Raw genomic sequence first — 21,585 nt, 5'->3', positions numbered from 1 at the left:
GGGGGCGGGCGCGGGCAGGGGGGCGGGCAGGGGGGCGCCTGCCGGACGCCTTCCGCCCCTGCCCGTCCCCCTGCCCGTCCGCTGCCCGTCGGTCCCGGCCGTGCCCGGCGCCGTCAGTGTGCCGCCGACTCCCAGTCCGGGCCCGCGCCGACCGAGACGCCCAGGGGGACGCGGAGCCGGACCGCGTCGGCCATCTCCCGGCGGATCAGTTCCTCCGCCGCCGGACGCTCGCCGGGGGCGATCTCCAGGACGATTTCGTCGTGGACCTGGAGGAGGATGCGGGACGTGAGGTCCGCCTCGCGCAGCGCGCGGTCCACGTTCAGCATGGCGATCTTGACGATGTCCGCCGCCGTGCCCTGGATCGGCGCGTTCAGCGCCATGCGCTCGGCCGCCTCGCGGCGCTGGCGGTTGTCGCTGTTGAGGTCGGGCAGGTAGCGCCGGCGGCCGAAGAGGGTCGCCGTGTAACCCGTCGCCCGAGCCTCGTCGACCACGCGGCGCAGATAGTCCCGCACCCCGCCGAACCGCTCGAAGTACGCGTCCATCAAGGCGCGGGCCTCGGCCGCCTCGATGTTCAGCTGCTGCGAGAGCCCGAAGGCGGACAGGCCGTACGCCAGGCCGTACGACATCGCCTTGATCTTGCGGCGCATCTCCGCGTCCACCGCGGACTGCTCGACCGCGAACACCTGCGCGGCGGCCGTGGTGTGCAGGTCCTCACCGGAGGTGAACGCCTCGATGAGGCCGGCGTCCTCGGAGAGGTGGGCCATCACCCGCAGTTCGATCTGGCTGTAGTCGGCGGTGAGGAGGGATTCGAAGCCCTCGCCGACGACGAAGCCCCGGCGGATCGCGCGTCCCTCGTCGGTACGGACCGGGATGTTCTGCAGGTTCGGGTCGGTCGACGACAGGCGGCCGGTGGCGGCGACCGTCTGGTTGAACGTGGTGTGGATACGGCCGTCGGCGGCGATCGTCTTGATCAGGCCCTCGACGGTGACGCGCAGCTTCGCCTGCTCACGGTGCCGCAGCATGATCACCGGCAGCTCGTTGGCGGTCCGGCCGGCCAGCCAGGCCAGGGCGTCGGCGTCGGTCGTGTACCCGGTCTTGGTCTTCTTCGTCCTCGGCAGGCCGAGCTCGCCGAAGAGGACCTCCTGGAGCTGCTTGGGCGAGCCCAGGTTGAACTCGTGTCCCGCCGCCGCGTGCGCCTCCTTCACGGCCTGCTGCACGGCGCCCGCGAACATCTGCTCCATGGACTCCAGATGGGCCCGGTCCGCCGCGATGCCGTGCCGCTCCATGCGGGCCAGCAGGATGGACGTCGGCAGCTCCATGTCCCGCAGCAGATCCGCGGCGCCCACCTCCTGGAGGCGGCCCTCGAAGGCCTCGCCCAGGTCGAGCACCGCACGGGCCTGCACCATCAGCGTCTCGGCCTCGGCGGCGTCGTCCGCGCCGAAGGCCAGCTGGCCGTCGGCCGCGGCGGCGGGCGCCAGTTCGCGGTGCAGGTACTCCAGGGACAGCGCATCCAGGGCGAAGGAGCGGCGGCCCGGCTTGACCAGATAGGCGGCGAGGGCCGTGTCCATCCAGACGCCCTCGACGCTCCAGCCGTGCTCGGCGAAGACCCGCATCGCGCCCTTGGCGTTGTGGAACACCTTGGGCCGGTCCGCGTCGGCCAGCCAAGCGGCGAACGCCTGCTCGTCGCTCTCGTCCAGCTCGGCCGGGTCGAACCAGGCGGCCGGTCCGGCGGCCGCGGCCAGGGCGATCTCGGCAACCGAGCCGGCCCCCAGCGCCCAGGTGTCGACGGTGGCGACGCCGAGGGTCCCGATGGCGTGCTCGGCCAGCCAGCCGGCCAGCTCGCCCGCGCCCAGGACGGCCCCGTCCAGCTCCACGCCCTCCGCGACGACCGGGGTGCTCTCGGCCTCCTGCGCTCCGGGGTCGACGGCGAAGAGCCGCTCACGCAGTGACGGGTTCCTGATCTCCAGGGTGTCCAGGATCATCGCGACGGCCTTGCGGTCGTAGGCGGTCCGCTCCAGGTCGGTGACGCCCCTGGCCAGCTCGACCTGCCGCTCCAGCTCGGTGAGGCGGCGGTTGAGCTTGACCGACTCCAGGTGGTCGCGCAGATTCTGCCCGGCCTTGCCCTTGACCTCGTCGACCCGCTCGACGAGCTGCGCGAAGGAGCCGAACTGGTTGATCCACTTCGCGGCCGTCTTCTCACCGACACCAGGAATGCCGGGCAGATTGTCGGACGGGTCGCCGCGCAGCGCCGCGAAGTCGGGGTACTGCGCGGGCGTCAGCCCGTACTTCTCGAGCACCTTCTCCGGAGTGAACCGGGTCAGCTCGGAGACGCCCTTGGTCGGATACAGCACCGTGGTGCGCTCGGAGACCAGCTGGAAGGAGTCCCGGTCGCCGGTGACGATCAGCACGTCGAAGCCCTCGGCCTCGGCACGGGTGGCGAGCGTGGCGATGACGTCGTCCGCCTCGAACCCGTCGACGGCGAAGCGCGGGGCGTGCATCGCGTCGAGCAGCTCACCGATCAGCTCGACCTGGCCCTTGAACTCGTCCGGGGTCTTGGAGCGGTTCGCCTTGTACTCGGCGAACTCCGCCGAGCGCCAGGTCTTGCGGGAGACGTCGAAGGCCACCGCGAAGTGCGTGGGCGCCTCGTCGCGCAGCGTGTTCGCCAGCATCGACGCGAAGCCGTAGATCGCGTTCGTCGGCTGGCCCGTCGCGGTGGTGAAGTTCTCCACGGGCAGCGCGAAGAACGCGCGGTAGGCCAGCGAATGCCCGTCCATGAGCATCAGTCGCGGTCGGGCCTCGCCGGAGGTCTGGTCGGTCTTCTTCGCTGCTGTCTCTGCCACATCCCCGATCCTGCCACGCGCCACCGACACGCGGCCCCGCCCCCGCACCGCCGGAGGCCGTGACCGCCGCCTTGCACCGGACGATCCGCGACCCCGACCCCCCTCACCCGAAGTCGCTTGAAACTGTCCAAAGTCACCCGCAATCACTCATGTCGAACATCCCCGCCCCCGCCCCCACCCGGGGTCCGCCCGGCCGCCCTCGCCATCACCGTCACGTGCGAGGATCGGAGGCGTACGTCACACGTGTACGCGAAGAGGAGTGCGCGATGGCCAGCAAGCCGCCCAAGGGTGACCCGATCCAGGACGCGCCGAAGGTCGCCGAGCCGAAGCACTCGGCAGCGGGCCTCACGGCGATCGGCCACAGTCTGCGCATGGCCCACCAGCAGATGGGCGTGAAACGCACGGCGCTGACCCTGCTCAGCGTCAACCAGAAGAACGGTTTCGACTGTCCGGGCTGCGCCTGGCCCGATCCCGAGCACCGGCACACCGCGGAGTTCTGCGAGAACGGCGCGAAGGCCGTGGCCGAGGAGGCCACCCTGAGACGGGTCACCCCCGAGTTCTTCGCCGAGCACCCCGTCGCCGACCTGGCCGGCCGCAGCGGCTACTGGCTGGGCCAGCAGGGCCGCCTGACCCACCCCATGTACCTCCCGGAGGGCGGCGACCGCTACGAGCCGGTCACCTGGGAGCGCGCCTTCGACATCGTTGCCGAGGAGATCAACGCCCTCGACTCCCCCGACGAGGCCCTCTTCTACACCTCCGGACGCACCAGCAACGAGGCCGCGTTCCTCTACCAGCTGTTCGCGCGCGAGCTCGGCACCAACAACCTGCCCGACTGCTCGAACATGTGCCACGAGTCCTCCGGCTCCGCCCTGTCCGAGACGATCGGCGTCGGCAAGGGCAGCGTCCTGCTCGAGGACCTCTACAAGTCCGACCTGATCATCGTCGCCGGCCAGAACCCGGGCACCAACCACCCGCGCATGCTGTCCGCCCTGGAGAAGGCCAAGGCGAACGGCGCACGGATCATCAGCGTCAACCCGCTGCCCGAGGCCGGCCTGGAGCGCTTCAAGAACCCGCAGACCCCCAAGGGCCTCACCACCGGCGCCGCCCTCACCGACCTGTTCCTGCAGATCCGCCTCGGCGGCGACCAGGCCCTCTTCCGCATCCTCAACAAGCTGATCCTCGACACACCCGGCGCCGTCGACGAGGACTTCGTCCGTGAACACACCCACGGCTACGAGGACTTCGCCGAGGCCGCCCGCGCCGCCGACTGGGACGCCACCCTCACCGCGACCGGCCTCACGCGCGAGGACATCGAGAACTGCCTGCGCATGGTCCTCGCGTCGAAGCGCGTCATCGTGTGCTGGGCGATGGGCCTCACCCAGCACAAGCACTCCGTGCCCATGATCCGCGAAATCGTCAACTTCCTGCTGCTGCGCGGCAACATCGGCCGCCCCGGCGCGGGCGTCTGCCCGGTGCGCGGCCACTCCAACGTGCAGGGCGACCGCACCATGGGCATCTTCGAGCGGCCCGCTCCGGAGTTCCTGGACGCCCTGGAGAAGGAGTTCGGCTTCACCCCGCCGCGCGAACACGGCTACGACGTCGTACGGGCCATCCGCGCACTGCGCGACGGACAGGCGAAGGTCTTCTTCGCCATGGGCGGCAACTTCGTCTCCGCCTCCCCCGACACCGAGGTCACCGAGGCCGCGATGCGCCGGGCCCGGCTGACCGTGCACGTGTCGACCAAGCTGAACCGCTCGCACGCCGTCACGGGCGCGCGCGCCCTCATCCTGCCGACCCTGGGGCGGACCGAACGCGATCTGCAGGGCAGCGGCGAGCAGTTCGTGACGGTCGAGGACTCCATGGGCATGGTGCACGCCTCCCGCGGCCGCCTCGAACCGGCGAGCGGGCAGCTGCTGTCCGAACCGGCCATCGTCTGCCGGCTGGCCCGCCGCGTCCTCGGCTCCGACAGCAAGGTGCCGTGGGAGGAGTTCGAGAAGGACTACGCGACGATCCGCGACCGCATCGCACGCGTGATCCCCGGCTTCGAGGACTTCAACACGCGCGTGGCGAACCCCTCGGGCTTCGCACTCCCCCACGCCCCGCGCGACGAGCGGCGCTTCCCCACGGCCACCGGCAAGGCCAACTTCACCGCCGCCCCGGTCGAGTACCCCGAACTGCCGAAGGGGCGGCTCCTGCTGCAGACACTGCGCTCGCACGACCAGTACAACACCACGATCTACGGCCTCGACGACCGCTACCGCGGCATCAAGAACGGCCGCCGCGTGGTACTCGTCAACCCCGAGGACGCGCGCGAACTGCGGCTCGCGGACGGCTCGTACGTCGACCTGGTCAGCGAGTGGAAGGACGGCGTGCAGCGCAAGGCCCCCGGATTCCGCGTCGTGCACTACCCGACGGCCCGCGGCTGCGCCGCCGCGTACTACCCGGAGACCAACGTCCTGGTGCCGCTGGACGCGACCGCCGACACCAGCAACACCCCGGCCAGCAAGTCCGTCGTGGTCCGTCTGGAACAATCCGCGACCGACTGAGCGTTTGCTCAGTGATGTCGGCGGCACTGCCGTGGACGCGACGCGAAAGCGTCCACGGCAGTGCCGTGCCGCCGCAGTGATCACGACGGACGAAACACGACGCACGACGAACGGAGCCTGGCCCCATGGGAGAGCAGCAGTACGTGAAGTTCCCGCAAGAGGTCATAGACGAGTACGCCGCGCTCGGCGTGGACCTGCGGGCACTGTTCTCCGCCGGCCACCTCGGCACCCGCATGGGCGTGCAGATCCTGGAGGCCTCGGCCGAGCGGGTCGTCGGGACGATGCCCGTGGAGGGCAACACCCAGCCCTACGGGCTGCTGCACGGCGGCGCCTCCGCCGTCCTGGCCGAGACCCTCGGGTCGGTGGGGTCGATGCTGCACGGCGGCGCCACCAAGATCGCCGTGGGCGTCGACCTCAACTGCACCCACCACCGCGGCGCACGCTCCGGCCTGGTCACCGGGGTCGCCACCCCGGTGCACCGGGGACGGTCCACGGCCACCTACGAGATCGTCATCAGCGACGAGGCCGGCAAGCGGGTGTGCACCGCGCGTCTGACCTGCCTGCTGCGGGACGTCGGCCCGCAGGACGCGGAGCGGGCCGCCGACGTCGCCAAGGGCTGACCGGCGCGAGGTGGGTGCGGGCCACGTGGCCCGCACCCACCTCGCCCCCTGCCGCCCGCCCATTGCCCGGAGACAGCGGGGCGCCCTACCGTGCAGGCATGGAACGGGGAGGCGCCGCCCGGCCCGCCGCGCGGGAACCCGGCCACCCCCCGCTCACCACGGCGCCACTCCCGGCACGCCTCTCAACAGCTCTGTCGACCACGTTCCCGACCGTCCTGCCCGCCGTCCCCGCAACCGTCCTGCCCGCCGCCGGATGCGGACCGTCCGACGCGGGGCACCCCGGCACCGCCCCCGTCGCCCTCACCGCCGGCAACCGCCCCCGAGGACGTGTACGCCCGGATCGTCGCCCACCGGGCCCGCGAGGTGCTGGACGGCACCGCCTACGGCGACCGCCGGTCAGCGGGCCTGCCCAACGGGCGGTACGACATCCTGCGCGATGCCGTGGACGCCGCCCGCCCCGTCCGCGGGCGCCAAGGCACCTCGGCCGCCCACGACGTGATCGGCCGTCACGTCCGCGAGGCCTGCGCCGAACGGCACCGCACCGGCGGACCGGACGCAGGCGCCTGACGGTGAACGCCATCGGCCCCGTGGAACCCGGCGACGGAACCCACCCCTTGGCCACCCCGTTGCTCCCCCACGGCCCCCACGGACCCCACGGACCCCACGGACCCCGCGGCCTCCTCGGCTCCCACCACGGACACCCCACGCGGCTGTACGGACGTCACCGCCGGACCGTACTCGCCACCCTCACCGCGGCGACCGTCCTCACGGCCGGCGTCCTCCTGCACACCACACGCCCCCGGCAACCCCCGCCACCCGCGCCGCCGTTCCCGTCCCAAGTGACCACTATCACCTACCTGAAAGCACAGGCCAGGGGCATAAAAACAGACAAACGGAATTTCAGCTTCCTCGTCGAAATCACCGTGGAATCAGGCCCTCCGGTCACCGTCACGCACATGTTCCAGCCATACACGGGCCTCTCCACGACCTCCACCCCGCACACCCCTTTCCAGACAAAAGCAGGATCCCCCCGCAAGGTAGCCATCACCCTCCGCGTCACAGAATGCGGAGAATTGCCGGAGAACGTCGGACTCCCCTTCCTGGACGTAACTCTGCGTAATAGGAGCGCGATACGGACCCACAGCTTCATCCTCGGACCGCGCTACACACAGGACCTCTCCACAGCCCTACAGGTCGCCTGCGGCAACGATTTTCGGTAATCACCAAAACCCCCGATACACCTGAACGCACCCCGCCCGGTCCTGCGGTTTCTCACCATGCGGACAGGTCAAAACGGCTTGAATTCCGCCGTTCCCCCCACTCAGTACCGCTCTGCATTACCTCGTGTCATAACAAGAGCGTCACAGCATTGACCAGACCCTCCTCCCCGTTCCCCACACCCGCTTAGAGTCACGGCCAGTCACCGCGCCTCCCGATTCTCACTTCGGCCCAGCGCTCGACTCGGCCGTTTCCACCGGGAAACAGCCGTCAGGGGAAAGGACTGGATCGTGCGTCAACGTTCACTCATCGCCATCACCGCCGCTTTGGCGGCGGGAGCACTCACCCTCACCGCCTGCGGTTCGCGCGACGAGAACGGCGGCGGCAGCTCGGATTCCGGCAACGGCGGCACCACCGTCGTGATCGGCGTCGACGCACCGCTGACCGGCGACCTGTCCGCGCTGGGCCTCGGCATCAAGAACTCCGTGGACCTCGCCGCCAAGATCGCCAACAAGGAAAAAACCGTCGCCGGCGTCACCTTCAAGGTCGACGCCCTCGACGACCAGGGCCAGCCCTCCGTAGGCCAGCAGAACGCCACCAAGCTCGTCGCCAACGACGAAGTCCTCGGCGTCGTCGGCCCACTGAACTCCTCCGTCGGCGAATCCATGCAGAAGGTCTTCGACGCCGCCCAACTCGTCGAGGTCTCCCCCGCCAACACCAACCCCTCCCTCACCCAGGGCCTCGACTGGCAGAACAAGCAGGTCCGCACCTACAAGTCGTACTTCCGCACCGCGACCACGGACGCCATCCAGGGCCCGTTCGCCGCCGAGTACCTCTACAACAACTCCAAGAAGCGCAAGGTCTTCGTCATCGACGACAAGAAGACCTACGGCGCCGGCCTCGCCGGAACCTTCACCGAAGCCTTCAAGAAGCTCGGCGGCGACGTCGTCGGCACCGAGCACATCAACCCGGACACCAAGGACTTCAACGCCGTCGCCGCCAAGGTCAAGAAGTCCGGTGCCGACGTCGTCTACTACGGCGGCGAATACCCCCAGGCCGGCCCGCTCAGCAAGCAGATCAAGGCCGCCGGAGCCAAGATCCCCCTCGTCGGCGGCGACGGCATCTACAGCGCCGACTTCATCAAGCTCGCCGGCGCCACCGGCACCGGCGACCTCGCCACCTCCGTCGGCGCCCCCGTCGAAGACCTCCCCTCCGCCAAGGAGTTCGTCGCCAACTACAAGGACGGCGGCTACAAGGAGGACTACGAGGCCTACGGCGGCTACAGCTACGACTCCGCCTGGGCCATCATCGAAGCCGTCAAGCAGGTCGTCGAGGACAACGACGGCAAGCTCCCCGACGACGCCCGCGCCAAGGTCACCGCCGCCATGCAGAACGTCTCCTTCGACGGAGTCACCGGCAAGGTCTCCTTCGACGAGTTCGGCGACGCCACCAACAAGCAGCTCACCGTCTACGCCGTCGAGAACGGCGACTGGAGCGCCGTCAGCTCCGGCACCTACACCGGCTGACCCAGCCCGCACCACACGAGCCGCGCGGGGCGCCGCACCACAGGCGCCCCGCGCGGCTCACATCCGGCCCCATTCGTCTAACTTTCCGAACGTCTCGGAGGACATGCGGTGAACGAACTGCCGCAGCAGCTGGTCAACGGCCTGCTACTGGGATCCATGTACGGGCTGGTCGCCATCGGCTACACAATGGTCTACGGCATCATCCAGCTCATCAACTTCGCCCACGGCGAGATCTTCATGACCGGCGCCTTCGGCGCACTCACGGTCTACCTCTACATCCTGCCCGACGGCACCTCCATGCTCATCGCCCTGCCCCTCATGCTCCTCGGGGCGATCACCATCTCCACCACCGTCGCCGTCGGAGCGGAACGATTCGCCTACCGGCCACTCCGCGGCTCACCCCGCCTCGCCCCCCTCATCACCGCCATCGGCCTCTCCCTCGCCCTCCAGCAAGCCGTATGGGCCTGGTACCCCGAAGCCAAATCGGCCCGCACCTTCCCCCAGATCGAGGGCGGCCCCTTCCACATCGGCAGCGTCACCCTCCAGACCGGTGACATCTTCCTCTTCATCGCCGCCCCCGTCAGCATGGCCATCCTCGCCTACTTCGTCATGCGCACCCGCACCGGACGCGGCATGCAGGCCACCGCCCAGGACCCCGACACCGCCAAGCTCATGGGCGTCAACACCGACCGCATCATCGTGGTCGCCTTCGCCCTCGGCGCCGTCTTCGCCGCCGTCGGATCCGTCGCCTACGGACTCAAGTACGGCCAGATCGAATTCAAGATGGGCTTCATCCTCGGGCTCAAGGCCTTCACCGCGGCAGTCCTCGGCGGCATCGGCAACATCTACGGCGCCATGATCGGCGGCCTCGTCCTCGGCCTCGCCGAAACCCTCGCCACCGCCTACATCGCCGACGTACCCGGCCTCGACCAGTTCGGCAGCCAGTCCTGGGCCGACGTCTGGGCCTTCATCCTCCTCATCCTCGTACTGCTGTTCAGACCGCAAGGCCTGCTCGGCGAACGCGTTGCGGACAGGGCGTGACACCCATGACCACACAGACCAGCACACCGAACACCCCCGCCACCTCCGCGGCGAACACCCCCACCGGCCTCATCCGCATCCCCCCGCACACCGGCCGCGCCCTCGCCACCGGCGGCAGCGCCCTCACCATCATCTCCACCTTCCTCCCCTGGACCTGGACCTCCGAATTCCCCGGCGACCTCACCTACTACGGCTACCCCGGCGGACTCCAGGTCCTCGTCCTCATCGCCGGCACCCTCACCACCCTCCTCACCCTCTCCTCCTACGGCACCCGAGGCCTGCGCTGGCTCACCCCCGCCGGCGCCGACGCCGCCATCAAACTCACCGCACTCGCCGCCTTCACCACCACCTGGTACACCCTCCTCGCCATCAGCTCCCAGCTCGGCGGCATCGTCCACCTCGAACCCGGCGGCTACCTCGCGGCCGCGGCCACCCTCCTCGCCCTCCTCGGCGCACTCGCCCTCCCCTTCCAGCGCCCCGAACCCGACCCCATCGACCCCGACGAAACCCGCTGGGCACACTTCAAGCACAACGCCGGCCACACCTGGCAGACCATCAAGGCAGCCTTCACCTCCGGCACCCCGCGCGCCGTACCCCCGCTGTCCTCCTACGCCGAAATCCTCATCATCGTCGGCATCCTCGCCCTCGCCCTCGTCGTCTTCACCTACGGCATCGGCACCGGATACGACGAACTCTTCGTCGGCTTCCTCATCACCGCGGGCTTCGGCTTCGCCGCACTCAACAAGTCCGGACTCGTCGCCCAGGCCTCCCACATCACCGCCCGCCACCAGAACATCACCGTCTGCGGCGCCTTCATCGCCGCAGCCTGCTTCCCCTTCACCCAGACCGACGACCAGTACGCCACCCTCGGCGTCTACATCCTCATCTTCGCCACCGTCGCCCTCGGCCTGAACATCGTCGTCGGCCTCGCCGGCCTCCTCGACCTCGGCTACGTCGCCTTCCTCGGCGTCGGCGCCTACGCCGCCTCCCTCGTCTCCGGCTCCCCCAGCTCACCCTTCGGCGTCCACTTCCCCTTCTGGGCAGCCGTCCTCGTCGGAGCCGCCGCCTCCCTCATCTTCGGCGTCCTCATCGGCGCCCCCACCCTCCGCCTCCGCGGCGACTACCTCGCCATCGTCACCCTCGGCTTCGGCGAAATCTTCCGCATCGCCGTCAACAACCTCGACGGCACCTCAGGACCCGACCTCACCAACGGCTCCAGCGGCATCTCCTCCATCCCCGACCTCACCATCCTCGGCTTCGACCTCGGAGTCCCCCACGACATCGCCGGCTTCACCATCGGCCGGTTCGCCAACTACTTCTTCCTCATGCTCGCCATCACCGCGGTCGTCGTCCTCGTCTTCCGACGCAGCAGCGACTCCCGCATCGGCCGCGCCTGGGTCGCCATCCGCGAAGACGAAACCGCCGCCCTCGCCATGGGCATCAACGGCTTCCGCGTCAAACTCATCGCCTTCGCCCTCGGCGCCACCCTCGCCGGCCTCGCCGGCACCGTCCAAGCCCACGTCACCTACACCGTGACACCCGAGCAGTACCTCTTCGCCGGCACCACCCCGCCCAACTCCGCCTTCCTCCTCGCCGCAGTCGTCCTCGGCGGCATGGGCACCATCGCCGGACCCCTCATCGGCGCCTCACTCCTCTTCCTCATCCCCAACAAACTCCAGTTCCTCGGCGAATTCCAACTCCTCGTCTTCGGACTCGCACTCGTACTCATCATGCGGTTCCGCCCCGAAGGACTCATCCCCAACCGCCGCCGCAAACTGGAATTCCACACAGAGGACGACGCGCCCACAGTCCTGAGCAAGACAGGGGCCTGACCACATGACCACCCACACCACCACCAAGGACACCACCCCAGGCACCCCAGCCTCCGGCGACACCGTCCTCGACGCCCGCGGCGTCACCATGCGCTTCGGCGGCCTCACCGCCGTCAAGGACGTCGACCTCACCGTCAACAGCGGCGAAATCGTCGGCCTCATCGGACCCAACGGAGCCGGCAAAACCACCTTCTTCAACTGCCTCACCGGCCTCTACATCCCCACCGAAGGCGAAGTCCGCTACAAGGACCGCGTCCTCCCCCCCAAATCCTTCAAGGTCACCGCCGCCGGCATCGCCCGCACCTTCCAGAACATCCGCCTCTTCGGCAACATGACCGTCCTGGAAAACGTCCTCGTCGGCCGCCACACCCGCACCAAAGAAGGACTCTGGTCCGCCCTCCTCCGCGGCCCCGGCTTCCACAAAGCAGAAGCCAAATCCCGCGAACGCGCCATGGAACTGCTCGAGTTCATCGGCCTCGCCGACAAGGCCGAACACCTCTCCCGCAACCTCCCCTACGGCGAACAACGCAAACTCGAAATCGCCCGCGCCCTCGCCAGCGAACCCGGCCTCCTGCTCCTCGACGAACCCACCGCCGGCATGAACCCCCAAGAAACCCGCGCCACCGAAGAACTCATCTTCGCCATCCGGGACATGGGCATCGCCATCCTCGTCATCGAACACGACATGCGGTTCATCATGAACCTCTGCGACCGCGTAGCCGTCCTCGTCCAGGGACAAAAACTCATCGAAGGCGACGCCACCACCGTCCAGAACGACGAACGCGTCATCGCCGCCTACCTCGGAGAACCCCTCGACAACGACCCCGGCGCCGAAGAAGTAGCCGAAGTGGAAGCCGCCGAAGCCGCCGCAGCCGAAGCCACAGCCGACGCCGAAACCACTGCCGGGACCGCCGAGACCACCGGGACCACGGACACCACCCCCGGCAAGGACGCAGCACCCGGCAAGGAGAACGACCGATGACCGCACTCCTCGAAGTCGAAGACCTCAAAGTCGCCTACGGCAAAATCGAAGCCGTCAAAGGCATCTCCTTCAAGGTCGAAGCCGGCGAAATCGTCACCCTCATCGGCACCAACGGCGCAGGCAAAACCACCACCCTCCGCACCCTCTCCGGCCTCCTCAAGCCCGTCGGCGGCCACATCAAATTCAACGGCAAATCCCTCAAAAAAACCCCCGCCCACCAAATCGTCGCCCACGGCCTCGCCCACTCCCCCGAAGGCCGCCACATCTTCCCCCGCATGACCATCGAGGACAACCTCCGCCTCGGCGCCTTCCTCCGCAACGACAAACCAGGCATCGAAAAGGACATCCAACGCGCCTACGACCTCTTCCCCATCCTCGGAGAACGCCGCAAACAAGCAGCCGGAACCCTCTCCGGCGGAGAACAGCAAATGCTCGCCATGGGCAGAGCCCTCATGTCCCAGCCCAAACTCCTCATGCTCGACGAACCCTCCATGGGCCTCTCACCGATCATGATGCAGAAAATCATGGCCACCATCACCGAACTCAAGGCCCAAGGCACCACCATCCTCCTCGTCGAGCAGAACGCCCAAGCCGCCCTCTCCCTCGCCGACCACGCCCACGTCATGGAAATCGGCAAAATCGTCCTCTCCGGAACCGGACAGGACCTCCTCCACGACGAATCCGTCCGCAACGCCTACCTCGGCGTCGACTGACCCACCCGCAACACAGCACTGAGGCCCGCGTCCCCTCCGGGAACACGGGCCTCAGCAATACAACCGACAACTACCCCTTCGACGCCTTCTTCTCCTCCGCGTCATCAATAACCGCCTGCGCCACCTGCTGCATCGACATCCGCCGATCCATCGACGTCTTCTGAATCCACCGGAACGCCGCCGGCTCCGACAACCCGTACACCGTCTGCAACACCGACTTCGCCCGGTCCACCAGCTTCCGCGTCTCCAGCCGCAGACTCAGATCCGCGACCTCACGCTCCAGCTCCCGCAACTCCGTGAACCGCGACACCGCCATCTCGATCGCCGGCACCACATCGCTCTTCGAGAACGGCTTCACCAGATACGCCATCGCCCCCGCGTCCCGCGCCCGCTCCACCAGATCACGCTGCGAGAACGCCGTCAGCATCAACACCGGAGCGATACTCTCCTCAGCGATCTTCTCCGCCGCCGAGATACCGTCCAGCTTCGGCATCTTCACATCAAGAATCACCAGGTCAGGCCGGTGCTCCCGGGCAAGCTCCACCGCCCGCTCACCATCACCGGCCTCCCCGACGACGGTGTACCCCTCCTCCTCCAGCATCTCCTTGAGATCGAGCCGGATCAGCGCCTCGTCCTCGGCGATCACGACACGCGTCGTCATCGGAGGCACGTGCGACTTGTCGTCATCGGACGCGTCTACTGGCTGGGGCGACTCGGGGACGCTCACGGGGGCTCCTTGATGCGGGCCGGGCAGATACTGCTGACAAGAGCGTACCTAGCTGCGGTAGGGTGGGGGCACGGCGGGTGACCGCTACCCTTCGTTTCCCAGGCCCCCGTAGCCCAATTGGCAGCAGGCAATGGATTCAAAACCCATACAGTGTCGGTTCGAGTCCGACCGGGGGCACTTTTCCTTCGATTCCCAGGATCGCACGAGAAACTGGATGTCCACGTTCTCGTGAACCTGGGCGATCCTCTGCGTGTTGCCGTAGACGGCGCCCAACAGTGGCTCCATGAACGTCCATGACACTCAGGTGCGACAAAAGGCCCTGACGCTCCTCCGCGGTGGCGCCAAGAATGCGGACGTGGCTCGGGACCTCAACGTCCCGGTGGGAACGATCAGCTACTGGAAGCACCTCGATCGCGCCAAGCGCGGGGAATGCCCGGGAGCCCACCAGTCGGTCTGCCCACGCTGTGAGGGCGACTTGGACGAGACCGCGTACGCCTACCTGCTGGGACTCTACCTCGGTGACGGACATATCATCCAGAACCGTTCCATGCGAACACCGAGCCTCTCCGTCGTGTGCGCTGAATCGTGGCCCGGCCTCATGAATGCCTGCGAGAGCGCCATGCGCTTTGTCTTCCCCAACAACTCGGTCTGCCGGGTGCGTCGTAAAGGCTGCAGAGAGATCAAGGTCTACTCGAAGCACATCTGGTGCCTCTTCCCCCAGCATGGCCCCGGCAAAAAGCACGAGCGGCCGATCGCCCTCGAGCCCTGGCAGCGGAAGCTCGTCGACAGCCACCCCTGGGAGTTCGTCCGGGGACTCATCCACTCCGACGGCTGCCGAATGATGAACTGGGCCACTCGCATGGTCCGTGGTGAGCGCAAGCGCTACGAATACCCGCGGTACTTCTTCGCCAACAAGTCGGACGACATCCGGACCCTGTACACCGACACCCTGGACCGCCTCGGCGTCGAGTGGACGCACTGCACTCGGGGCGGTGTCCCCTTCAACATCTCCGTCGCCAAGAGGGCGTCCGTTGCCCTGATGGACCTTCATGTGGGCCCCAAGTACTGAACCGGGGCCCTGGAAGGGCTACTTGGGGCTGTCGTCCTCGCCGATGTGGTGGACGCGGACGAGGTTGGTCGAGCCGGAGACGCCGGGCGGGGAGCCGGCGGTGATGACGACGATGTCGCCCTTCTCGCAGCGGCCGTAGGTGAGGAGGAGTTCGTCGACCTGGTCGACCATGGCGTCGGTGGAGTCGGCGTGGGGGCCGAGGAAGGTTTCGACGCCCCAGGTGAGGCTGAGCTGGGAGCGGGTGGCGGGGTCGGGGGTGAAGGCGAGGAGGGGGATGGGCGAGCGGTAGCGGGAGAGGCGGCGGGCGGTGTCGCCGGACTGGGTGAAGGCGATGAGGTGGGTGGCGTTGAGGAAGTCGCCGATTTCGGCGGCGGCTCGGGCGACGGCGCCGCCCTGGGTGCGGGGTTTGTTGGTGTCGGTGAGGGGCGGGAGGCCTTTGGCGAGGATGTCTTCTTCGGCTGCTTCGACGATGCGGGCCATGGTGCGGACGGTGTTGATGGCGTGTTTGCCGACGCTGGTTTCGCCGGAGAGCATGACGGCGTCGGTGCCGTCGATGACGGCGTTGGCGACGTCGGAGGCTTCGGCGCGGGTGGGGCGGGCGTTGTCGATCATCGAGTCGAGCATTTGGGTGGCGACGATGACCGGTTTGGCGTTGCGTTTGGCGAGTTTGATGGCGCGTTTTTGAACGATGGGGACTTGTTCGAGTGGCATTTCGACGCCGAGGTCTCCGCGGGCGACCATGATGCCGTCGAAGGCGGCGACGATGTCGTCGATGTTCTGGACGGCTTGGGGTTTTTCGATTTTGGCGATGACGGGGAGGCGGCGGCCTTCTTCTTGCATGATGCGGTGGACTTCTTTGATGTCGTGTCCGCTGCGCACGAAGGAGAGGGCGATGGTGTCAAAGCCGGTGCGCAGGGCCCAGCGGAGGTCGTCCTCGTCCTTTTTGGAGAGGGCGGGGACGGAGACGGCGACGCCGGGGAGGTTGAGGCCTTTGTGGTCGGAGACCATGCCGCCTTCGGTGACGGTGGTGTGGACGCGGGGGCCGTCGACCGCGGTGACGTGGAGGGTGACTTTGCCGTCGTCGATGAGGATGCGTTCACCGGGGGTGACGTCGTCGGCGAGGCCTGCGTGGGTGGTGCCGCAGGTGTGGCGGTCGCCTTGGGTGCCGTCTTCCACGGTGATGGTGAAGACGTCGCCGCGTTCAAGGAGTACGGGGCCTTCGGTGAAGTGGCCGAGTCTGATTTTCGGGCCTTGAAGGTCGGCGAGGAGGCCGACGCTGCGGCCGGTTTCGTCGGCGGCTTTTCGGACCCGGTGGTAGCGCTCCTCGTGTTCGGCGTGGCTGCCGTGGCTGAGGTTGAATCGGGCGACGTCCATTCCGGCGTCGACCAGGTCTTTGATCTGTTCGTATGTATTGGTGGCGGGCCCTAGCGTGCAGACGATTTTTGCTCGGCGCATGGTCTGACCCTAGGGCTTACCGACGGGTAGGGATCAGGTCACATGTGACCATTCGACGGACCGCGTATGAATGGTTATTGACGAGTGTTGAATTGTGCGGTCGGATGCTCCGACGAGTACACCGGACCGCCGGCCGCGCCGTGGCTCGCCTTACCGGTCACGGCTGCCGCCGTCGCTGCCCCTGCCCCTGCCCCTGCCCCTGCCCCTGCCCCTGCCCCTGCCCCTGCCGGATCGTGGCCCGTGAAGGCTGGTCAGACTCGACGTGTTCAGGTCAGAATCGTCGCGCGCGGATCTACGCGCGTCGTCGCCTGGATGAGGAGAGCCCCGGATGCCGTTGAACCGCCGGAAGTTTCTGACGAGGTCCGCTGTGACGGGGGCGGGGGTGGCGCTGGCGGGTGCGGCGGCTCCCGCCGCTCGGGCCGTCGGGTCCGCGGAGGCCGCAGGGTCCGCCGCGGCGGCGGGTGCGGGGCACGGGGGGAAGGGGAAGCCGGTGCGGCGGTATGCGCTGACCGTGATGGGGACGACGGACCTGCACGGCCATGTCTTCAACTGGGACTACTTCAAGGACGCGGAGTACGAGGACGGGGCGGGCAACGCCCAAGGCCTGGCGCGGGTGTCGACGCTGGTGGAGCAGGTCCGCAGGGAAAAGGGCCGGAGCAACACGATGCTGCTGGACGCGGGTGACACGATCCAGGGCACGCCGTTGGCGTACTACTACGCGAAGGTGGATCCGATCACCGCGAAGGGCGGTCCGGTTCATCCGATGGCGCAGGCGATGAACGCGATCGGGTACGACGCGGTGGCGCTGGGCAATCATGAGTTCAACTACGGGATCGAGACGCTGCGGAAGTTCGAGGAGCAGTGCCGTTTCCCGTTGTTGGGTGCGAACGTGCTGGACGCGAAGACGTTGAAGCCGGCGTTCCCGCCGTATTTCATCAAGAAGTTCCAGGTGAAGGGTGCTCCGCCGGTGCGGGTGGCGGTGCTGGGGTTGACGAACCCGGGTATCGCGATCTGGGACAAGGCGTATGTGCAGGGGAAGCTGACGTTTCCGGGGCTCGAGGAGCAGGCGGCGAAGTGGGTGCCGAGGCTGCGGTCGATGGGTGCGGACGTGGTGGTGGTGTCGGCGCATTCGGGGTCGTCGGGGACGTCGTCGTACGGGGATCAGTTGCCGTACGTGGAGAACGCGGCGGCGAATGTGGCGCGGCTGGTGCCGGGGATCGACGCGATTCTGGTCGGTCACGCGCATGCGGAGATCGAGGAGTTGCGGGTCGTCAATGAGGAGACGGGCCGGGAGGTCGTGTTGTCGGAGCCGTTGTGTTATGCGGAGCGGTTGACGTTGTTCGACTTCGAGCTGGTTCTGGAGCGGGGCCGGTGGCGGGTGGAGTCGGTGGGGGCGTCGCTGCGGGATGCGGCGGCGGTGGAGGACGATCCGCGGATCACGCGCCTGTTGTCGGACGAGCATGCGGAGGTGGTGGCGTACGTCAATCAGGTGGTGGGTTCGGCGACGGTGGCGTTGACGACGGTGGAGGCGCGTTACAAGGATGCGCCGATCATCGATCTGATCACCAAGGTGCAGGAGGATGTGGTCCGGGCCGCGTTGGCGGGGTCGGACTATGCGTCGTTGCCGGTGTTGTCGCAGGGGTCGCCGTTCTCGCGGACGTCGGAGATTCCGGCGGGTGAGGTGACGATCCGAGACCTGTCGGGTCTGTATGTGTATGACAACACGCTGGTGGCGAAGTTGATGACGGGTGCGCAGGTGCGGGCGTATCTGGAGTATTCGGCGGAGTATTTCGTGCGGACGGCGGTGGGCGCGCCGGTGGATGTGGCGGTGTTGACGAATGCGGGTGGGCGCCCGGACTACAACTACGACTATGTGTCGGGGTTGCGGTACGACATTGATATCGCGCAGCCGGTGGGGTCGCGGATCCGGAATGTGAGTGTCGGGGGTGTTCCGTTGGATGACGCGCAGGAGTTCGTGTTCGCGGTGAACAACTACCGGGCGAACGGGGGTGGGGCGTTTCCGCATGTGGCGTCGGCGAAGGAGTTGTGGTCGGAGTCGACGGAGATCCGTACGCGGATCGCGGAGTGGGTGACGGCGAAGGGTGTGTTGGATCCGGTGGAGTTCGCGTCGGTGGACTGGCGGTTGACGCGGGAGGGTGTGCCGGTGTTCTGAGGGGTTGTGCGGGAGGGTGTGCCGGTGGTGTGGGGGCCGGCGTTCCTTGAGGTTGTCCGAAGTCGTCCGAGGTCGTCCGAGGTCGTCCGAGGTCGCCTTGGAGTGGTGCCGGGGGTGCCGCGTGGTGGTGCGGCGCCCCCGGTTGTGTGGTGTGCCTGCCGGTTTATACCTGCTGCTGTACGCGCAGGGCGCGGGCCAGGTCGTCGAGCTGGTCGACGAGTTTGCGGCGCAGGGCGGGGGTCGGGTCGGCCTTGCGGAGGCATTTCTGGCCGAGGCGGAGGGTGTCGGGGTCGACGGCGTGGACGGGGAAGGCCCAGTGGCCGGCGGCTTCGGCGATGGCGGGGCCGCGGCGGGCGGCGAGGGCGACGGCGTCCTTGTAGTAGCGGGTGACGTAGGGGCGTACGAGGTCGGCTTGTTCGGGTTGCCAGAAGCCTTGGGCGGTGGCGGTGAACAGGTAGTTGGACAGGTTGTCGGTGTGGAACATGGCGTCCCAGGCGCGGGCTTTGGTGTCTTCGTGGGGCAGGGCGGCGCGGCAGCGGGCGGCGCCTTCCTGGCCGGTGGCGCTGGGGTCGTTGGCGAGTTCTGCGGCGATGGTGGCTTCGTCGGTGGCGTCGAGGACGGCGAGGCGGGTGAGGATGCGCCAGCGCAGTTCGGGGTCGAGTTCGGGGCCGCCGGGGACGGTGCCGTCGGTGAGCCAGGCGGCGATGGTGTCGGGGTGGGCGGCGGTGTCGATGCGGTGGCGTACGGCGATGAGGCGTAGGCCGGGGTTGTCGCCGTCCTCGGTGCGGCGGATGAGGTCGCGGCACAGGTCGGTGAGGGTGGCGAGGGCGGTGGGCCGCCCGTCGGGGGTGACGTAGCGGTCGGTGATGTGGGTGGTGGCGAAGGCGAGGACGCCGCCGACAAGGGCGAGGTCGGTTTCGTGGGGGAGGTGGGTGCGGGCGATGTCCAGGTAGGTGGTGGGGGGGAGTTCGCCGTCTCGGACGGCGTCGCGCAGGGCGTTCCAGACGACGGCGCGGGTGAGGGGGTCGGGGAGTCCGGAGAGGCGGGTGCGGAGGGTGTGGGTGGATTCGTTGTCGAAGCGGATTTTGGCGTAGGTGAGGTCGCCGTCGTTGAGGACGAGGAGGGCGGGGCGGGGGCCGGGGGTGCTGATGGTGGTGGTGCCGGTGGTGGAGAGGTCGGCTTCGAGGTGGGTGCGGGGGGTGAGGGCGTGGGGGTTGTGGAGGTCGTGGTCGTAGAGGCCGAGGGTGATGCGGTGCGGGCGGCCGGTGTCGCCTGTGGGGGGCGGGTTCTGGATGGTGAGGTGCCAGTGGCCGTTGTCGGTGTGGAGTGTGGGGGTGAGGGTGTCGACTCCGGTGGTGGTGAGCCAGGCGCGGGCCCAGGCGTGGACGTCGCGGTCGGTGGCGGAGGCGAGGGAGTCGATGAAGTCGGTGAGGGTGGCGTTGGCGAATTTGTGCCGGTCGATGTGGGTGTTGATGCCGGCGAGGAAGTCGTCTTCGCCGAGCCAGGCGACGAGTTGGCGTAGGGCGGAGGCGCCCTTGGCGTAGGAGATGCCGTCGAAGTTGAGGAGGGCGGAGGCGGTGTCCTGGACGTCTTCGGGGGCGATGGGGTGGGTGGAGGGGCGCTGGTCGGCGTCGTAGCCCCAGGGTTTGCGGGTGACGCCGAAGTCGGTCCAGGTGTCGGTGAAGCGGGTGGCTTCTGCGGTGATCTGGTAGCCCATGTATTCGGCGAAGGACTCGTTGAGCCAGATGTCGTCCCACCATGTGAGGGTGACGAGGTCGCCGAACCACATGTGGGCCATTTCGTGGGCGATGACCATGGCGCGGGTCTGCCGTTGGGTGTCGGTGACGGCGGATCGGAAGACGAATTCGTCGCGGAAGGTGACGAGGCCGGGGTTTTCCATGGCGCCGGCGTTGAATTCGGGGACGAATGCCTGGTCGTAGGAGTCGAAGGGGTAGGGCTGGGTGAATGTGTCGTGGTAGCGGTCGAAGCAGGCGCGGGTGATGTCGAGGATTTCGTCGGTGTCGGCGTCGAGGTGGGGGGCGAGGGAGCGGCGGCAGTGGATGCCGAAGGGGAGGCCGCGGTGTTCGGTGCGTACGGAGTGCCAGGGTCCGGCGGCGACGGCGACGAGGTAGGTGGAGATGAGGGGGGTGGTCGCTGCTTTCCAGCGGCCGTCGCCGAGGTGTTCGGTGATGCCGTTGGCGAGGACGGTCCAGGTGTGGGGGGCGGTGACGGTGAGGTCGAAGACGGCTTTGAGGTCGGGCTGGTCGAAGGCTGCGAAGACGCGTTGGACGTCGTCGAGGAAGAGCTGGGTGTAGGTGTAGGTCTCGCCGTCGGCGGGGTCGGTGAAGCGGTGCATGCCTTCGCCGGTGCGGGAGTAGTGCATGGCGGCGTCGATGTGGAGTTCGTGTTCGCCGGGGGTGAGGCCCTTGAGTGGCAGTCGGTTGCCGTCGAGGGTCTCGGGGTCCAGGGGGTGTCCGTCGAGGGTGACGGAGCGCAGCTCGGCGGGCTTGACTTCGACGAAGGTGTCCGTGTCGTCCTGGTCCGTGAGGACGGTGAAGCGGATCAGGGTGCGGGAGTCGAAGGTGTCGTCACCGGTGGTGAGATCGAGTTCGATCGCGTAGCGGTGGACGTCGAGGAGCTGTGCTCGGTTCTGCGCTTCGTCGCGCGTCAGTACGGACATGCAGGCCATGCTGCCTGATGCCGCTGGTGGGGCACAGGGGCGGATCGGTACATGGCTTATGTCGGGTCCGGCGTGGGCTCCCGGGTGTGCGCCCCTTTGCGGGGGTTCCGGGGTGTGCGGGGTGTGCGGGGTGTGCGTGCCGTCGTGTGGGGGCGGTGTCGGC

14 protein-coding genes and 1 tRNA gene are annotated in these 21,585 nt (G+C 68.1%); 11 read left to right on the top strand and 4 right to left on the bottom strand.

Features of this window, described 5'->3' with window-relative positions; translation table 11 throughout:
• Positions 1 to 113: 113 nt before the first annotated feature.
• Positions 114 to 2,840 carry a DNA polymerase I gene (gene polA, locus ACFP2V_RS08875; RefSeq protein WP_381208086.1) on the bottom strand — a complete coding sequence of 909 codons (2,727 nt, stop codon included), beginning with the start codon at positions 2,838 to 2,840 and terminating at the stop codon, positions 114 to 116.
• A gap of 266 nt (positions 2,841 to 3,106) precedes the next feature.
• Here polA and ACFP2V_RS08870 point away from each other — a divergent pair, with 266 nt between their 5' ends.
• The 8 genes from ACFP2V_RS08870 to ACFP2V_RS08835 all read left to right on the top strand — a co-directional run bounded on the left by ACFP2V_RS08870 (position 3,107) and on the right by ACFP2V_RS08835 (position 13,318).
• Complete coding sequence (locus ACFP2V_RS08870) at positions 3,107 to 5,386, top strand: FdhF/YdeP family oxidoreductase (protein WP_381208083.1); 2,280 nt, start codon at positions 3,107 to 3,109, stop codon at positions 5,384 to 5,386.
• Positions 5,387 to 5,511: 125 nt separating this feature from the next.
• Entirely contained in the window at positions 5,512 to 6,006 is a 495-nt protein-coding gene (locus tag ACFP2V_RS08865; protein WP_381208080.1) for a PaaI family thioesterase, read from the top strand.
• A gap of 327 nt (positions 6,007 to 6,333) precedes the next feature.
• Entirely contained in the window at positions 6,334 to 6,573 is a 240-nt protein-coding gene (locus ACFP2V_RS08860; protein ID WP_381208077.1) for a hypothetical protein, read from the top strand.
• Positions 6,574 to 7,514: 941 nt separating this feature from the next.
• Positions 7,515 to 8,750 (top strand): branched-chain amino acid ABC transporter substrate-binding protein, encoded by a 1,236-nt coding sequence (locus ACFP2V_RS08855; RefSeq protein ID WP_381208074.1) that lies wholly within the window; start codon positions 7,515 to 7,517, stop codon positions 8,748 to 8,750.
• A gap of 108 nt (positions 8,751 to 8,858) precedes the next feature.
• Positions 8,859 to 9,791, top strand: coding sequence for a branched-chain amino acid ABC transporter permease (locus ACFP2V_RS08850; RefSeq protein WP_381208071.1), 933 nt, complete (start codon positions 8,859 to 8,861; stop codon positions 9,789 to 9,791).
• Between the two features lie 5 nt (positions 9,792 to 9,796).
• Positions 9,797 to 11,623, top strand: a complete 1,827-nt coding sequence (locus ACFP2V_RS08845; RefSeq protein WP_381208068.1) for a branched-chain amino acid ABC transporter permease — start codon at positions 9,797 to 9,799, stop codon at positions 11,621 to 11,623.
• A gap of 4 nt (positions 11,624 to 11,627) precedes the next feature.
• Entirely contained in the window at positions 11,628 to 12,605 is a 978-nt protein-coding gene (locus ACFP2V_RS08840; protein ID WP_381208065.1) for an ABC transporter ATP-binding protein, read from the top strand.
• Positions 12,602 to 13,318, top strand: coding sequence for an ABC transporter ATP-binding protein (locus tag ACFP2V_RS08835; RefSeq protein WP_381208062.1), 717 nt, complete (start codon positions 12,602 to 12,604; stop codon positions 13,316 to 13,318). The genes ACFP2V_RS08840 and ACFP2V_RS08835 overlap by 4 nt, the downstream gene beginning before the upstream one ends.
• A gap of 70 nt (positions 13,319 to 13,388) precedes the next feature.
• Here the strand turns inward: ACFP2V_RS08835 and ACFP2V_RS08830 are convergent, their stop codons facing one another.
• The gene (locus tag ACFP2V_RS08830; RefSeq protein WP_381208060.1) at positions 13,389 to 14,045 is read right to left on the bottom strand and encodes an ANTAR domain-containing response regulator; all 657 of its coding nucleotides are present in this window, start codon (positions 14,043 to 14,045) and stop codon (positions 13,389 to 13,391) included.
• 102 nt (positions 14,046 to 14,147) lie between these two features.
• Between ACFP2V_RS08830 and ACFP2V_RS08825 the strand changes: the two genes are divergently transcribed.
• Both ACFP2V_RS08825 and ACFP2V_RS08820 read left to right on the top strand, forming a co-directional pair.
• Positions 14,148 to 14,222: transfer RNA gene (locus ACFP2V_RS08825), tRNA-Leu, on the top strand.
• 106 nt (positions 14,223 to 14,328) lie between these two features.
• Complete coding sequence (locus tag ACFP2V_RS08820; RefSeq protein WP_381208057.1) at positions 14,329 to 15,114, top strand: helix-turn-helix domain-containing protein; 786 nt, start codon at positions 14,329 to 14,331, stop codon at positions 15,112 to 15,114.
• 18 nt (positions 15,115 to 15,132) lie between these two features.
• On the opposite strand, the gene pyk is transcribed toward ACFP2V_RS08820, so the two are convergent.
• Positions 15,133 to 16,569, bottom strand: a complete 1,437-nt coding sequence (gene pyk, locus ACFP2V_RS08815) for a pyruvate kinase (protein ID WP_381208055.1) — start codon at positions 16,567 to 16,569, stop codon at positions 15,133 to 15,135.
• A 328-nt stretch (positions 16,570 to 16,897) separates the two neighbouring features.
• Here pyk and ACFP2V_RS08810 point away from each other — a divergent pair, with 328 nt between their 5' ends.
• Positions 16,898 to 18,742 carry a bifunctional metallophosphatase/5'-nucleotidase gene (locus tag ACFP2V_RS08810; protein ID WP_381208052.1) on the top strand — a complete coding sequence of 615 codons (1,845 nt, stop codon included), beginning with the start codon at positions 16,898 to 16,900 and terminating at the stop codon, positions 18,740 to 18,742.
• Between the two features lie 163 nt (positions 18,743 to 18,905).
• Here ACFP2V_RS08810 and pepN read toward each other — a convergent pair whose 3' ends face one another.
• Entirely contained in the window at positions 18,906 to 21,431 is a 2,526-nt protein-coding gene (gene pepN, locus ACFP2V_RS08805) for an aminopeptidase N (protein ID WP_381208049.1), read from the bottom strand.
• Positions 21,432 to 21,585: the final 154 nt, after the last annotated feature.

It is taken from the genome of Streptomyces incanus (assembly GCF_042656345.1).
Taxonomy (GTDB): Bacteria; Actinomycetota; Actinomycetes; order Streptomycetales; family Streptomycetaceae; genus Streptomyces; species Streptomyces incanus.
Note: the sequence above shows the minus strand (reverse complement) of the source record. Positions and strands in the feature narration are given on the sequence as shown.

Coding starts and splice junctions, on each gene's coding strand:
- ACFP2V_RS08870 (WP_381208083.1), top strand. CDS start 3,107: ATGGCCAGCAAGCCGCCCAAGGGTGACCCGATCCAGGACGCGCCGAAG.
- ACFP2V_RS08865 (WP_381208080.1), top strand. CDS start 5,512: ATGGGAGAGCAGCAGTACGTGAAGTTCCCGCAAGAGGTCATAGACGAG.
- ACFP2V_RS08845 (WP_381208068.1), top strand. CDS start 9,797: ATGACCACACAGACCAGCACACCGAACACCCCCGCCACCTCCGCGGCG.
- ACFP2V_RS08840 (WP_381208065.1), top strand. CDS start 11,628: ATGACCACCCACACCACCACCAAGGACACCACCCCAGGCACCCCAGCC.
- ACFP2V_RS08835 (WP_381208062.1), top strand. CDS start 12,602: ATGACCGCACTCCTCGAAGTCGAAGACCTCAAAGTCGCCTACGGCAAA.
- ACFP2V_RS08820 (WP_381208057.1), top strand. CDS start 14,329: ATGAACGTCCATGACACTCAGGTGCGACAAAAGGCCCTGACGCTCCTC.
- pyk (WP_381208055.1), bottom strand. CDS start 16,569: ATGCGCCGAGCAAAAATCGTCTGCACGCTAGGGCCCGCCACCAATACA.
- ACFP2V_RS08810 (WP_381208052.1), top strand. CDS start 16,898: ATGCCGTTGAACCGCCGGAAGTTTCTGACGAGGTCCGCTGTGACGGGG.
- pepN (WP_381208049.1), bottom strand. CDS start 21,431: ATGGCCTGCATGTCCGTACTGACGCGCGACGAAGCGCAGAACCGAGCA.